We start from the raw sequence: 13,451 nt of genomic DNA on the forward strand, positions 1-13,451 counted from the left end.
CAGGACAAGGGGTCAGGCAAAGGAGGGGAGAGGATGCGGATTCCGACGGTGTATTACCTGGCTTGGCCCCGGGCTTGGTTCTGGGGTTGGTTCAGACGTTTCCAATGCCCCTTACTATTCGCTCTGGCTTTGCTGCTACTGGGTGCTGCTGCGGGGGGGGTGATGGCCGGGCGCTTGGATGGGAGAGAGGCGCAGGAGTTGACCGCTTACACCACTCAGCTGCTGAACGAGATAGCCAGGGGCGAGGCCAGTGTTTCTCAATGCGCCTGGTACCGCTTGCTTCCCCTGGGGCTTTGTTATCTGGGGGGGTTCAGTCTTTACGCTGTTTTCGCCACCATCTTGGTGCTATTGGTCCAAGGTTATGCCTGGGGTTTTACCCTGGCCTTTATCTGGAAACAGGGAGCTCTGCCGGCAAGCAAGGTGCTCTTGCTGGCCTTCCTGCCCCATAACCTCCCTTTCTCTCTGGCGTTGCTGTTGGCGGGATCGACTTCCTTGGCTATGGCCTGGATACGCTGGACTTCCCCTCCTGCTGCGCTCCGATCCTGGTTCTGGCGTTACACCGGCTTAATGGGCTGCTGGGCCTGCCTGGCGGTGGCGGGGACTCTGGTTGAGGTTTATCTGGCACCCTGGCTGGTTAAATTTTTACTGGAGGGGAAGGGAGCGTGAGGTTGGTTTGGTTTTGGCCCAGGACAGCTTGGTTACGGCTGATCCGCCTGCTAGTAGGATTGGCGCTGGTGGGGATGGCTGCGACTGGCATCTGGCTGAGCTTTAAGAACAAGGCGCAACCGGTAGCGGCTCCAGAGATGCATCAGGACCGCGCTGGGGCGCTAGATGGTTTGGTGGAACGCCTGAAAAACTATTACCGGCATAAAAACTAAGCAGGAGCTGGGTCGGTGGCTGGCGAATCCTCCCTAGCGATAGGAGGTGGAGGTCGTGGTGGAAGAGTGGGTGGAGGAGTACCTGGAGTTTTTGCGCGTGCAGCGGGGTTTATCTGATAACACAGTAGCTGCCTACCGGGCCGACTTGAAGCACTTTCTCACCTTTATTCACCGTAGACAGTTGGTGCTGGAACCTGCCTCTTGGCGCGATGCTCTTCTGGCCTACCTCTACGAACTCAGGGCCAGCGGCTATCTACCGGCCACAGTGTCCCGGCGGCTGGCGGCGCTCAAGTCTTTTTGCGCCTATCTCTCCACTCAGGGGGGGTACTTGCCTTCGGACCCGGCCGAAGACCTATCGGCTCCCAAGCTACCGGAGCGCTTGCCCAAGGTGCTGCGCCCCCAGGAGGTGGAGCGCTTACTGGCGGCTCCGTCCCTGGACACGCCCCAGGGCCTTCGCGACCGAGCTCTTCTGGAACTGGCCTACGCCACCGGAATGCGAGTTTCGGAGCTGGTGGGGTTGGATGTTGATCACCTTAATCTGGAAGCAGGATACGTGCGAGTTCTGGGCAAAGGAGGGCGCGAGCGAGTGGTGCCTTTGGGGCGGCTGGCCCAGCGTTACCTTCGGGAATACCTAGAAAAAGGCTGGCCCCGTCTGGTTAAGAACCGCCGCACTTCGGCCCTCTTCGTAAACCGGCGCGGGGGGCGCTTGACGCGGCAATCAGTTTTCAAACTGTTGCGCGACTACGCCCGTAGGGTGGGTCTGAGCTCCACTCCGTCTCCCCACACGTTGCGCCATTCCTTTGCCACTCATCTTTTGGAGAACGGAGCCGATTTGCGGGTGGTGCAGGAACTCTTGGGGCACGTCTCCATAGGTACCACCCAGATTTACACTCACCTGACTAGCAGTCACGTGCGCGAGGTCTATCGGAGGGCCCATCCGCGTTCCTACCCCACCAAACCCTGAATAAGGAGATGATCTTACGGTAGTAGAGCGTGCGGTAGTAATAATCCTCGATGGGGTGGGTATAGGGGAACTTCCTGACGCTTCCCGCTATGGCGATGAAGGTAGCAATACCCTGGGTAATTTGTCCAGGGCCGTGGGGGGGCTTCGCCTGCCCAACTTAGCTTCCTGGGGGTTGGGCAACATTGCGCCGATCGCTGGTGTTCCTCCTAGCCCTTCCCCCTTAGCAGCTTACGGTAAGATGGCTGAAGCCTCGCCAGGGAAGGATACCACCACTGGTCATTGGGAGCTCATGGGGGTAATATTGGACCGCCCTTTCCCCGTTTACCCCCAAGGTTTCCCTCCCGAAATTATCCGGGCTTTAGAGGAGCGCATAGGGCGGCGGGTGCTGGGCAATAAGCCTGCTTCGGGCACCGAGATCATAGAGGAACTCGGCCCCCTGCACTTGCAAACGGGCTATCCCATTGTTTACACTTCGGCCGATAGTGTTTTCCAAATCGCCGCTCACGAAGAAATTATCCCCGTAGAGGAGCTTTACCAAATTTGCAAAATCGCCCGCGAGCTCCTAACCGGGGAGCACGCCGTAGCGCGGGTAATTGCGCGACCCTTTACCGGGCAGCCAGGCAATTTTCGCCGTACCCCCAGGCGGCACGACTTCTCTCTCCCTCCGCCACGTCCTACCCTGTTGGAAGCCTTGGCCGCGCGAGGTTACGAGGTGGTGGGTATAGGCAAGATCTCCGACATCTTTGCCGGCCGGGGAATTACCCGCTCCCTGGCGGCCAAGGACAATCGTGAGAACCTTGAGGTGACCACCGCAACGTTGCGAGACATGGCTCCCGGCATGGTATTCACCAACCTGGTAGATTTCGACACCCTTTACGGCCACCGTAATGACCCCGTGGGCTTTGCCCGAGCGCTGGAAGAATTCGATGCCTACTTGCCTGCCCTGGCTCGAGCTTTGCCCGAGGACGCTTTTCTCTTCCTCACTGCTGATCACGGTTGCGATCCCACCACTCCCAGCACCGACCATTCGCGCGAGTACGTGCCCCTGTTGGTCTGGAACCCTTCAGGCGGCGGGGGTGTGAGCCTGGGGATACGACCGACTTTCGCCGATCTGGCGGCGACTATAGCTCACTTATTTGGTTTTTCTTGGCCGGTGGGCACGAGCTTTGCTCCTCTTTTGCCCTGGTGGAAGCGAGGTGAGAGTGTTTGCGAGCCTGCGACCTGATTCGGCGAAAGCGCGACGGTGCTAAGCTAAGCGCCGAGGAATTGGAGTGGCTGGTCTTTTCTTATCTGGAGGGGGAGATTCCCGACTATCAGATGGCGGCTTGGCTTATGGCGGTTTACTTCCAGGGTCTGGACGCGGAGGAGACTGCCCATTTAACCGGGGCCATGGTGCGTACCGGGCAGCTTTTCGATTTGAGCGCCGTCCCCGGAATCAAGGTGGATAAACATTCTACCGGCGGGGTGGGTGATAAGACCACTTTAGTGCTGGCTCCTTGGTTGGCAGCTGCCGGTTTGAAGGTGGCCAAAGTTTCGGGGCGCGGGTTGGGCCACACTGGGGGCACCATCGATAAGCTCGAGTCCATTCCCGGTTTTCGCGCCGAGCTCGTCCCCGCCGACTTCTTGAATCAACTGGAGGAGGTAGGGGTGGCGATCACGTCTCAATCGTTCGCGTTGGTGCCAGCCGATCGAAAAATCTACGCTCTGCGAGACGTGACAGCTACGGTGGAAAGCGTGCCCTTGATCGCGGCCAGCATTATGAGCAAGAAACTGGCGCTAGGAACAGACGCCCTGATTCTGGATGTAAAAGTGGGCCGTGGAGCACTGGCGAAGGATTTAGCGGCGGCGCGCTGCCTGGCCCGGCTGATGGTAGATATAGGCAAGCGGGCAGGTAAAAAGGTACGGGCGCTGCTTTCCAATATGGACGCGCCCCTAGGGCGAGCAGTGGGAAATGTCCTGGAAGTTCAGGAAGCCATAGCCACTCTCCAGGGACATGGGCCCCAGGACCTGGTGGAGCTCTGCTTGGCCCTGGGAACTCAGTTATTCCAGATGACTGGCGTGGCCGAGAAGGAAAAGACGGCGCGGGAGCAACTAGAAGCGGTGTTGCGGGAGGGCCGGGCTTGGGAGAAATTTAAGCATTGGGTGCGGGCGCAGGGGGGGCAAGTGGAAGCATTGGACGACCCCTCACTTCTGCCCAGCGCTACTGGCGAGACGGTGATCACCAGCCCGGAGAGCGGCTTCGTATCCGGCATCGATGCCTGGGCCATCGGCGAGGCAGCTCGCCTTCTGGGAGCTGGGCGAGAGCGCAAGGAGGACCGCATCGATCCCGCTGTGGGTGTGCTTCTGGAGGTTAAAGTGGGGGATAAGGTAGAAAAAGGATCTCCTCTGGCACGCTTGCGGGTGGGGGAGCGCAATATTAAGGAGGCGGAGCTTTTGACCGCTCGGGCCTTCACCCTGAGTTCTCAGCCTCCAGCTTCTAGAGACCTGGTGTTAGAGGTGATAGCTTGAAGAACTGGCAATGGCTCAAGCTAGCGGCCGCGTTGCTCTTTTTGGGAGTGGCCCTTACTCTCCAATTAAGTGGAGAACTGTCTTCCACTTTGCGGGTGCTAAAATATTTATGCGTATTTTTGGGGGTATTTTATCTGATCTCGCTGCTAGTATTCCGGTGGTTCTGGCATCGCTTAGGAGGGGAGGGAGAAGAACGTGGAAGATGAGGTCCGAGATGTGTGCAGCGTAGATGGCTTTTCTTCCTCCTTTTTTAAGACGTTTCGTCTTTTCAACCGTTTTTTGCACCTTTTCTTGGGCGTCAGTCTGGTGCTGGTGGCTGGACTCACCTTCTGGATTTTCTTCCGGGATATTTACTACGCCTTGGTTAATCCGGATCAATTAATTTACGGACTGCTCCACGCTCTGGGCACTCTGCTGATCCTGTGGACCATATCCGAGCTCATCGCCACCGAAATCCGCTGTTTAGGCGGGGAGCGGGTGCAGGTGGCCGTGTTCGTAGACGTGGCCATAGCGGCTACGTTGAGAAAGTTGCTCATCGGCGATATCGAGAATAGCAGTGTGGAAGCAAAACTGGTTAACCTGGCAGCGCTTGTGGTGCTGGGGATAGTGCGTTGGGCGCTGACTTGCCAACCTTTTGCGCGCAGACGCGAGAGCGAGTAATTAAAGCGCGCGGAGCTCAATAATTAGCCTTCACACTTTAAAACCTCCTCGCCTCGCTGGGGCTTTGACGCGAAAGCGGTGGCGATTGCCTGTTTTCGGCCTTAATGCTACACTAAAACCATGGAGCGAGACATTGCCGGGGACGGTTGGCTGGTAAAGGAAGTGGTTCCGCTTGCGTCTTGATCTAAAATCCTGGTCCTTCCCCGATATCGAGCGCTGGGTAACCGGTGAGCTGGGAGAGCCAAGGTATCGTGCTCAGCAGATCATAGAGTGGCTTTTTGTCAAAGGAGCTACTTCTTTCGCCGAGATGTCCGACCTGCCTCGCGAGTTGCGCCGGCGTCTCGACGAAGTAGCCGTTATAAATTGCCTGCAATTGCGGCGCAAGCGCTACTCTCGCGATCGGAAGACCATCAAACTCCTTTACTCAGCATCGGATGGGGAAAGTATCGAGACCGTTTATATGGTGCAACCATGGGGCCGCACGGTTTGCCTCTCCACTCAGGTGGGCTGCCGCATGGCTTGCCGCTTTTGCGCTTCGGGAGCGCGGGGTCTCAAGCGCAACCTCAGCGCGGGCGAGATTTATGAAGAGGTATTGCGTACCCAATTGGAGGTAGGGGAAAGAATCACCCACGTGGTTCTCATGGGCATGGGGGAACCGTTCGATAACCCGGAGGCCACCTTTCGTTTTCTAGAGAACGTTACCCATCCCGATGGTTTGAATATTGGGGCGCGCAAGATCACGGTTTCCACCTGCGGCGTGGTTCCCGGTATTCGCGCTCTAACCCGCTTGGGGCGCCAATTTGGCTTGGCCGTTTCTCTGCACGCTCCTAGGGACGAATTGCGTAGCTGGCTTCTACCCGTTAACCGTCGCTATCCCCTGAGCGAGCTCCTGGACGCCTGCCGGGAGTATGTGGAGAGCACTCGCCGGCGGGTGACTTTCGCCTATACTTTGATCGCCGGGATCAACGATAGCGAACGAGAGGCCCGGGATTTGGTCAGATTGCTGAGGGGCTTGCTTTGCCACGTCAACTTGATACCTTTTAATATGTGGCAGGAACGCCGCTTTCGCCCTCCAACACTAGAGCGGATAGAGGCTTTCCGCGCCGTCTTGTACCGGAGTGGCATTCCTACCACGGTGAGAAAAAGCCGGGGCGAAGAGATAGAAGCTGCTTGCGGGCAATTGCACCCACATAACGAGAACTAAACGCAGGGTGAGGTTATATTTTCTATGGAATGGTTTGCCATGAGCGAGAGGGGTGCAGTAAGAGACATCAATGAAGACGCCTACCTGGCACTACCAGATAAAGGGCTCTGGGCCGTGGCCGATGGGCTGGGGGGGCATCAGGCAGGAGAGGTGGCCAGTCAATTGGCCCTCTCAGTGCTGGCCTCGTATTGGCTACAGGTAAGCCTGGTATCGCTGGAGGAGTTGGTAGCAGCGGTTCAGGAAGCCAATCGGGAAGTGTATCGCACCTCACTATCCCGTCCCGATTGCGAAGGGATGGGAACCACTCTCACGGCCGCAGTTCTGAGCGGGAGAGAACTCCTCTGGGCGCATGTGGGGGATAGCCGGGGCTATCTACTGCGGGGCGGGACCTGGCTACAATTCACCTGTGACCACACCCTAGTGGCGGAGCTAGTCCTGGAGGGCCAGCTAACCGCTGAGGAGGCCCAGCATCACCCATACCGCCACTTGCTGAGCCGGGCGTTGGGGTTACAGCCCCAGCTAGAGGTGGAGGCGGGAAAGCTAAAAGTGCAGAGGGGTGATGTGCTATTTCTCTGCACCGATGGTTTGACCTTGTACCTGGATCCCGAAGATGTGCTTCGTGTCGTGCAGGAAGCGGAATCTCTAGCTGCTGCGGGGAAAGAGTTAATAGCCGAGGCCCTGCGGCGTGGAGGCGAGGACAATATAACTTTGGTGATGGTGAGGATCGATGATTGATCGAGTGCTGAGCAACCGCTACCGAGTGATTCGGGAGATTGGTAGCGGGGGAATGGCGGTGGTTTATGAGGGGCGAGATCTGGTCTTAGATCGCCCAGTTACCATAAAGGTGCTAAGGGAAGAATTTGCTCGGGACCCAGAATTCGTCCAGCGCTTCCGCCAGGAAGCTATGGCAGTGGCCAGTCTTTCCCATCCGCATATTGTGAGTCTTTACGATGTGGGAGAGGACAACGGCACCCATTATCTAGTGATGGAGTACGTGGAGGGCAGGGATCTTAAAACTCTGATCGAGAATCGGGAAATAACTATTCCCTGGGCCATTCGGATCGCCAAGGATATTTGCTCGGCTCTGGAACACGCTCATCGTCGCGGCATAGTCCACCGCGATGTTAAACCCCATAATATCTTGATCACTCCCGAGGGGGAAGCTAAGCTCACCGATTTTGGCATCGCCCGGACGATGCGCGGCAGTACCATAGCCGCTACCCGCGCCTTTTTGGGCTCGGTGGAGTACATCTCTCCGGAGCAAGCCCGAGGCGAGCAGGCTGATGCCCGTTCCGATATTTACGCCCTGGGAGCGGTCCTTTACGAAATGCTCACCTTTACCCCTCCCTTTACCGGGGATAATCCGGTGGCGGTGGCTTTAAAGCACGTTGAGGATCAGCCTCCTCCTCCTTCGCAGCTTAACCCCCGTATCCCTCCGGCTCTGGAACGGGTGGTAATGCGAGCCATGGCCAAGAATCCCGCTGCTCGTTACCCTTCAGCTGCTGCTATGGCCCGGGAGTTGGGGGCGGTGGATTTGAAAAAGAAACCCCGCGCTTTTAAATGGGGCTACTTGGTTATTCCTCCGCTTTTGCTATTGCTGGTCTTTTTGGGGGGATGGTGGTGGCTGCGCTCTTATACCGATGTTCCCGAGGTTACCATGCCCAACGTATGTGGTCTGCCGCTGACCACTGCGCGGCAGACTCTGAGCGATTTGGGGTTGCGAGTGCAGGTGGAAGAAACCCACAGCGGCGAGGTGGAGAAAGGGATAGTTATCAAGCAAAGCGTAGACCCTGGCACTAAGGTTAAGAAAGGGCGTCTTATCAATCTCTTGGTGAGCTTGGGTCCGGAAATGCGTACAGTACCTGATGTGCGTAACCGAACTTTGGCCGAAGCCGAAGCGCTGCTGCGAGCGGAAGGTTTTGTGGTAGGGCGTACTACCTGGTCCTATAATCCCCAGGCTTCCGGAACGGTAATCGACCAGGACCCCTTGCCGGGCGTTTCACGGCCCAAGGGCAGCCAGGTAAACCTCGTGGTGAGCCAGGGACCAGAAAAACCTCCCCAGGCGGTTCCCGATGTGCGGGGACAGTCTCTGGAATCAGCTACCAGTCAATTGCAGGCTGCTGGTTTTACAGTAGACCCTCAGGTGTTGCACGCCTCGAGCAATGAATACTTGCCGGGGTTCGTTTGCGCCCAGCAACCTGCGGCGGGGACGCTTCTGCCGCCCGGCGGGAAAGTCCAGCTCACCGTTAGCGATGGGCCGGGCCCGACTCCTCACCAAGCCACTGTCAATCTGGTAATTCCTCCCGATGGTAAGACGCACCAAATAAAAATCGTGGTGCAGGATGCTAGAGGAACGGTAGATGCTTATCAAGGTGTGGCCCAGCCGGGAGAGCAAATCAAGCAGACGGTGACTTATTACGGCAAAGCTAAAATCGGCGTTTATGTGGACGGGGTATTGGTGAAAGAGCAAACCCTGGGTTAAAAGGCAGGTTAGGGATCCTTTGATTGGGCAAATAATTCGCATTCATGGGGGCTTCGCCTTTGTGCGGGAAGTGAGCACGGGAGAGATCTTCACCGCTATGCGCCGGGGGAAGCTAGCGCAGGAAAAGGTGTTGGTGGGAGATTTGGTAGAGTTCTCTCCCCTGGGAGCGGGACAGGCGGTATTGGAGCGAGTGTTGCCCCGCCGGACCGAGCTCCACCGCCTCCCGGTAGCCAATGTGGACCAGGCTTTGCTGGTTTTTGCCTTCGCCTCACCCGATCCCAATTTTAAGCTTCTGGATCGCCTTCTGGTGCTGGTTCAAAGTGCGGGGATCGAACCGGTTATCTGTTTTAATAAGCTGGATTTAGCTCTCCCCGATCTTTACTCGGAAGAATTACAGGCTTATCGTGCCGCTGGTTTTCCTCTTTTAACTGTTAGCGTGGCCACCGGGGTCGGGTTGGAGGCGGTAAGAGAGCGTCTACGTCAGCGGGTAACCGTGCTGGCCGGCCCTTCGGGAGTGGGTAAATCCAGCCTGCTGAATGCCATTCAACCCAGTTTGAAGCTCCAAACCGCTCCCGTCAGCCGGAAGACCGGCCGAGGCCGCCATACTACCAGGCTGGTGGAGCTCCTGCTCTTGGAGGGCGGAGGGATGGTGGTGGATACTCCAGGCTTCGCCAGCCTGGAGCTCCCCCAACTTTCGGCCTCTTCTCTGTTCCGTCTTTTCCCAGATATAGCTCGCCTAGCCAGTCAATGTCGTTTCAGTGACTGTTTGCATCAAGAAGAGCCCGGTTGTGCGGTTCGGGAGGAGGTGGCGCGAGGCTCACTGCCTCGCTTCCGCTATTTCCATTACCTGGAGTTTTTGCGTGAACTACAGGAGCGAGAAAGGAGAAAGTTCTCGTGATTAAAGTAGCTCCTTCTTTGCTGGCCGCTGATTTTTCTTGTTTGGCGCAGGAAGTCAAGCGGGTGGAGGCGGCTGGAGCCGACTACCTACATCTAGATGTAATGGACGGGCACTTCGTTCCCAACCTAACTTTTGGTCCTTTGGTGGTAGCGGCTTTGCGCCCCCATTGTCGTCTGCTCTTTGATGTGCACCTAATGATCGAAGCTCCAGAACGCTACTTGGCCGATTTCGCTGCCGCTGGTGCCGATCTGATCACCGTGCATGTGGAGGCTTGTTCTCACCTGCATCGCACCCTGAGCAGGATAAAGGAAATGGGCTGCCGAGCTGGGGCGGCTCTCAATCCCGCTACTCCTCCTCAGGCGTTGGAGTATGTTTTGGAACTTTTGGATCTGGTGCTGGTGATGTCGGTGAATCCGGGTTTCGGAGGGCAAACCTTCATCCCGGCAGTTCTTCCTAAAATAGAACGGCTCAGTGGCTGGATAAAAAACCGGGGCCTGAATACAGAAATCGCTGTGGATGGTGGTATTAACCGTGAAGTGGCGTTGGCTGCGGTTAGAGCCGGGGCCAGGGTGTTGGTGGCGGGTACGGCGGTCTTTGGTGTTACCGATCCAGGTGTCGTAATTAAAGAGTTTAAGTCATTTTCCTGACATTGCTCTCTTTTTCTCAAAAAAAGATTGACAGGCGAAATAGGGGATTCTTATAATGAAAAAGCCTAAGTACCTATATTGCGCTTATAAGAACTAGCAAGCACCTTATAAACACATTGCTTCATGCACAGTTCGGAGAACAGTTGGTAGGTGGGAGGGACTAAATTGATGAAGGTACTGCGCGTTCCAGAAGCCACGATCGGGCGTCTCTCAGTTTACTCCCGTTACCTGGAGCAGCTAGATAAAAATGGTATAGTTACTATTTCTTCCGGGGAAATTGCTAAGGGCGTAGGAGTAAGTCCAGCTCAGGTCCGTAAAGATTTGGCTTATTTTGGCGAATTCGGTACCAGGGGAGTAGGGTATAACGTAAAGGATCTCATTCGCTACCTCCATCGCATTCTCGGCCTCACTCGCCCATGGCCGGTGGTGGTGGTGGGAGCAGGAAATTTGGGCACGGCTCTTTGTGCTTATAAGGGCTTTCGCGATCGCGGTTTTCGCATTGTGGGAGTTTTCGATAATGATTTGCTTAAAATCGGGAAGCGCATTCAAGAGCTGGAGGTATTACCTATCGAGAAAATACCTGAGGTAGTTAAGGAGCACCAGGTGCGTATAGGCGTGATCGCTGTGCCGGAACAAGCTGTTCAGGAGGCAGCCAACAGCCTGGTGCGGAGCGGGGTGGAAGCTCTCTTGACCTTTGGTTCGGTGGCTGTGAGGGTGCCCAGCAACGTGGTGGTTCGGAGCATCGACCTGACTATTAAGCTGGAGATTCTTACTTTCTACCTCAACTTCCGCGAAACTCACCCTATGACCTGGCTGGAGCCGAACCTTTAGCGTGGTGCTACCCGGATGCGCTACGTAGCTGTGGTGGGATCGGGAGAATGCTCGGAGGAGCTCGCCCGCCTGGCCTACGAGGTGGGAAGTGGGTTGGCGCGGCGCGGAGTGGTGGTTATATGCGGAGGAAGGGGAGGAGTGATGGCCGCGGCTGCCCGCGGTGTGCAGGAAACTGGGGGCGTGGTGATAGGGTTGCTTCCCGGCACTAGCCGTGCGGAAGGAAATCCTTATCTTACCTTTTCCCTACCCACGGGGTTAGGGGAGGCTCGCAACGCCGTTATTGCCTGCGCGGCTGAGGCGCTAATCGCTGTGGGAGGAGGGTACGGCACACTCTCCGAGGTGGCTCTAGCGTTGAAGCGGGGCAAGCGGGTAGTGGGTCTGGCCTTTTCTTTCCCGCAGCTTCCCGGGATAATAACCGCTGCCACTCCGGAGGAGGCGGTAGAGAAAGCCCTCTCTCCTTAATGGGGAGAGCGGGTGTTGTTGGTGTCTTCTCCTTTGCTTTTCACCACATATTTATTTTCACCTTCGTAATAAGCTACCACCAAATTCTTCCCTTTGAGTTTGGCCTGATACATAGCCTCATCAGCTTGCTGAATGATTTCTTCCTGGTTCATTCCCGGGCGGTATTGAGCCACACCAATGCTCACGGTGAGAAAGATGTTTTCACCCGATTCCAGGCATACGGGAGTCTCAGCTATGGCGCAGCGCAACTTCTCGGCAGCACGAGAAGCTCCCTCTAAATCCGTTCCGGGTAAGATGGCAATAAATTCCTCCCCTCCGTAGCGCACCACCACGTCACTTTCGCGTAAAGTTTGCTTGATAGTCTGGGCCAGCAAATTTAAGGCTATATCGCCTACCTCGTGGCCGTAAAAGTCGTTGACGTTTTTAAATTGGTCCACATCGATGAATAGTACGCTAAAGGGACGATTGAGATGCTGGGCCTCAACTATCTGATGCGTGAGGTATTCTTCTAGGAAGCGACGGTTATAAAGCTGGGTGAGCGGATCGATGAGCGATAGCCGCCGGTTGAGTTCGCTGAGGCGCAAGTTGGCGATCATAGCCGCGGTAATGGAGACATAGCCCTCGATACTGCGCTTGGTTTCGGCATCGAAGAAGTAGGGTTGGTTACTTCCCACCCGCACCCACCCCAAGGTGCGCCCGCCCACAGCCATGGGGTAACAAACATAACTTTGCACCTCCGGGTTGATGCGGCAAGCGTAGCGACAATCTAATTCTTCATTCACGTTATCCACTGAGTAGGGAGCCAAAATACGCACCACGTAGCAAAGGTTGACCTCGTTTAAAGCCGGTGAGGGAGAATAGGGGCATTGGTTACCGTGGTATTCAGTTCGGCCGCTAAGAGTGGAGTAGGTGGCTACTATTTCCCCGCGGCCGGTTTTCTCATTTATGAGCACCACCACGATTTCGTCTACCTGGAGTCGCTGGAGGTAATGCACCAGCAACTCAATCGCCTCCGGCTCCATAACTAGGGCTGCAGCTCGCATACCAAAGTTAGATAGGTCGCTTAAGCGGCTAAAAGTTTGCTTAATATCATGGCGCATCCTTTCCACCGCATCCAAAATGCCTTCAAACTCGCTGTAGCGGCTGGAGGTTAGGGGCTGGCTGTAGTCGCCCTTGGCCATAGCCCTGAGCGCTTGCGACACTTCTTCCAGCGGAGAGAACCAGCGGGCAAAAGTTATAGTGGTAATAGCTCCTAGAGCGATTAGCAAACCTAATAATAGTAGCGCCTTATTAGTGAGGAGGCGGTAGACCATGCTCTTGATCTGGGCCTGTGGCGTGCCAACGTAGAGGATGCCCACGATATTGCCTTGAGCATCGCGCAGGGGACGGTAGGCTGTTTGGTAAGACTTGCCTACCACAATGGCCGGGCCATAGTAATCCTTGCCTTCGTTTAAGACGACCTGGGCTACTTCAGGGGAAAGCTTAGTGCCTACAGCAGGTTTTCCCGTGGGCCCAGGGACGGTGGTAGCTACGCGCGTCTCCTCGAGGAAGATGGTGCAGGTATCACCCGTCAAGGCGGTGATGCGGTTGACCACATGGCTCCCATTCATCAGGACATCGCCTTTGTAGAGTTCATCACCTTTTTTTTCCCACGGGCCAGGGTAGAGGGTATTAATGAAAGCCTCGGCCAGATTAAGGTCAGATTTAACTTTGTTAAGAGCTCCTTCTTCAGCGCAGCGCACCAGAATAGCCGAAGTCGCCAGCGAGGCTATAACGGCGTAGATAAGAAGGCTCGCTACCAGGAGACCTAAGATTCTGGCGCGCAAAGACTTAGGTGCCAGCATCGGATATGGGTTGCTCCTTTTAAAGTGTAAATCTTGGCAATAATAGCTAACTAGGGTCTGCAGCAGCTACTTT

At 56.0% G+C, this 13,451-nt stretch carries 13 protein-coding genes and 1 pseudogene; 13 read left to right on the forward strand and 1 reads right to left on the reverse strand.

The features are described 5' to 3' along the window. Positions 1 to 33: 33 nt before the first annotated feature. The 13 genes and pseudogenes from ACTLLP_RS02345 (at position 34) to ACTLLP_RS02405 (ending at position 11,534) form a co-directional block, all read left to right on the forward strand. The gene (locus ACTLLP_RS02345) at positions 34 to 666 is read left to right on the forward strand and encodes a stage II sporulation protein M (protein WP_441060372.1); all 633 of its coding nucleotides are present in this window, start codon (positions 34 to 36) and stop codon (positions 664 to 666) included. Then, complete coding sequence (locus ACTLLP_RS02350; protein ID WP_441060374.1) at positions 663 to 878, forward strand: hypothetical protein; 216 nt, start codon at positions 663 to 665, stop codon at positions 876 to 878. The genes ACTLLP_RS02345 and ACTLLP_RS02350 overlap by 4 nt, the downstream gene beginning before the upstream one ends. A gap of 55 nt (positions 879 to 933) precedes the next feature. Beyond that, the gene (gene xerD / locus ACTLLP_RS02355; RefSeq protein WP_441060376.1) at positions 934 to 1,842 is read left to right on the forward strand and encodes a site-specific tyrosine recombinase XerD; all 909 of its coding nucleotides are present in this window, start codon (positions 934 to 936) and stop codon (positions 1,840 to 1,842) included. 25 nt (positions 1,843 to 1,867) lie between these two features. Next, positions 1,868 to 3,067 (forward strand): annotated as a pseudogene (locus ACTLLP_RS02360) (phosphopentomutase); the annotation flags it as partial. Next, positions 3,049 to 4,350, forward strand: coding sequence for a thymidine phosphorylase (locus tag ACTLLP_RS02365; RefSeq protein ID WP_441060378.1), 1,302 nt, complete (start codon positions 3,049 to 3,051; stop codon positions 4,348 to 4,350). The pseudogene ACTLLP_RS02360 and the gene ACTLLP_RS02365, both read left to right, overlap by 19 nt. A gap of 195 nt (positions 4,351 to 4,545) precedes the next feature. Then, the gene (locus ACTLLP_RS02370; RefSeq protein ID WP_441060380.1) at positions 4,546 to 5,010 is read left to right on the forward strand and encodes a phosphate-starvation-inducible PsiE family protein; all 465 of its coding nucleotides are present in this window, start codon (positions 4,546 to 4,548) and stop codon (positions 5,008 to 5,010) included. A 172-nt stretch (positions 5,011 to 5,182) separates the two neighbouring features. Beyond that, on the forward strand, positions 5,183 to 6,214 hold the full coding sequence (rlmN, locus tag ACTLLP_RS02375; protein WP_441060382.1) for a dual-specificity RNA methyltransferase RlmN: 1,032 nt from the start codon (positions 5,183 to 5,185) through the stop codon (positions 6,212 to 6,214). Positions 6,215 to 6,238: 24 nt separating this feature from the next. Next, a complete protein-coding gene (locus tag ACTLLP_RS02380) occupies positions 6,239 to 6,949 on the forward strand; it encodes a Stp1/IreP family PP2C-type Ser/Thr phosphatase (RefSeq protein ID WP_441060384.1) in 711 nt (236 codons plus the stop codon). Continuing rightward, entirely contained in the window at positions 6,942 to 8,696 is a 1,755-nt protein-coding gene (locus ACTLLP_RS02385; protein ID WP_441060386.1) for a protein kinase domain-containing protein, read from the forward strand. Before ACTLLP_RS02380 ends, ACTLLP_RS02385 begins: the two co-directional genes overlap by 8 nt. A 19-nt stretch (positions 8,697 to 8,715) precedes the next feature. Next, positions 8,716 to 9,594 (forward strand): ribosome small subunit-dependent GTPase A, encoded by an 879-nt coding sequence (rsgA, locus tag ACTLLP_RS02390; protein WP_441060388.1) that lies wholly within the window; start codon positions 8,716 to 8,718, stop codon positions 9,592 to 9,594. Next, positions 9,594 to 10,241: a ribulose-phosphate 3-epimerase gene (gene rpe / locus ACTLLP_RS02395; protein WP_441061586.1), complete on the forward strand. Its 648-nt coding sequence runs from the start codon at positions 9,594 to 9,596 to the stop codon at positions 10,239 to 10,241. The genes rsgA and rpe overlap by 1 nt, the downstream gene beginning before the upstream one ends. A gap of 168 nt (positions 10,242 to 10,409) precedes the next feature. Next, positions 10,410 to 11,072: a redox-sensing transcriptional repressor Rex gene (locus ACTLLP_RS02400; protein ID WP_441060390.1), complete on the forward strand. Its 663-nt coding sequence runs from the start codon at positions 10,410 to 10,412 to the stop codon at positions 11,070 to 11,072. A gap of 15 nt (positions 11,073 to 11,087) precedes the next feature. Continuing rightward, a complete protein-coding gene (locus ACTLLP_RS02405; protein WP_441060392.1) occupies positions 11,088 to 11,534 on the forward strand; it encodes a TIGR00725 family protein in 447 nt (148 codons plus the stop codon). On the opposite strand, the gene ACTLLP_RS02410 is transcribed toward ACTLLP_RS02405, so the two are convergent. Next, a complete protein-coding gene (locus ACTLLP_RS02410) occupies positions 11,531 to 13,378 on the reverse strand; it encodes a diguanylate cyclase (protein ID WP_441060394.1) in 1,848 nt (615 codons plus the stop codon). The genes ACTLLP_RS02405 and ACTLLP_RS02410 overlap by 4 nt on opposite strands. Positions 13,379 to 13,451 lie beyond the last annotated feature (73 nt).

Source organism: Desulfothermobacter acidiphilus, from assembly GCF_052073645.1.
Classification (GTDB): domain Bacteria; phylum Bacillota; class Desulfotomaculia; order Desulfotomaculales; family Ammonificaceae; genus Desulfothermobacter; species Desulfothermobacter acidiphilus.

Bases quoted from the DNA above. Each gene is read 5' to 3' on its own strand.
- ACTLLP_RS02400 (WP_441060390.1), top strand. From the start codon at position 10,410: ATGAAGGTACTGCGCGTTCCAGAAGCCACGATCGGGCGTCTCTCAGTT.
- ACTLLP_RS02345 (WP_441060372.1), top strand. From the start codon at position 34: ATGCGGATTCCGACGGTGTATTACCTGGCTTGGCCCCGGGCTTGGTTC.
- ACTLLP_RS02410 (WP_441060394.1), bottom strand. From the start codon at position 13,378: ATGCTGGCACCTAAGTCTTTGCGCGCCAGAATCTTAGGTCTCCTGGTA.
- ACTLLP_RS02380 (WP_441060384.1), top strand. From the start codon at position 6,239: ATGGAATGGTTTGCCATGAGCGAGAGGGGTGCAGTAAGAGACATCAAT.
- ACTLLP_RS02405 (WP_441060392.1), top strand. From the start codon at position 11,088: ATGCGCTACGTAGCTGTGGTGGGATCGGGAGAATGCTCGGAGGAGCTC.
- ACTLLP_RS02385 (WP_441060386.1), top strand. From the start codon at position 6,942: ATGATTGATCGAGTGCTGAGCAACCGCTACCGAGTGATTCGGGAGATT.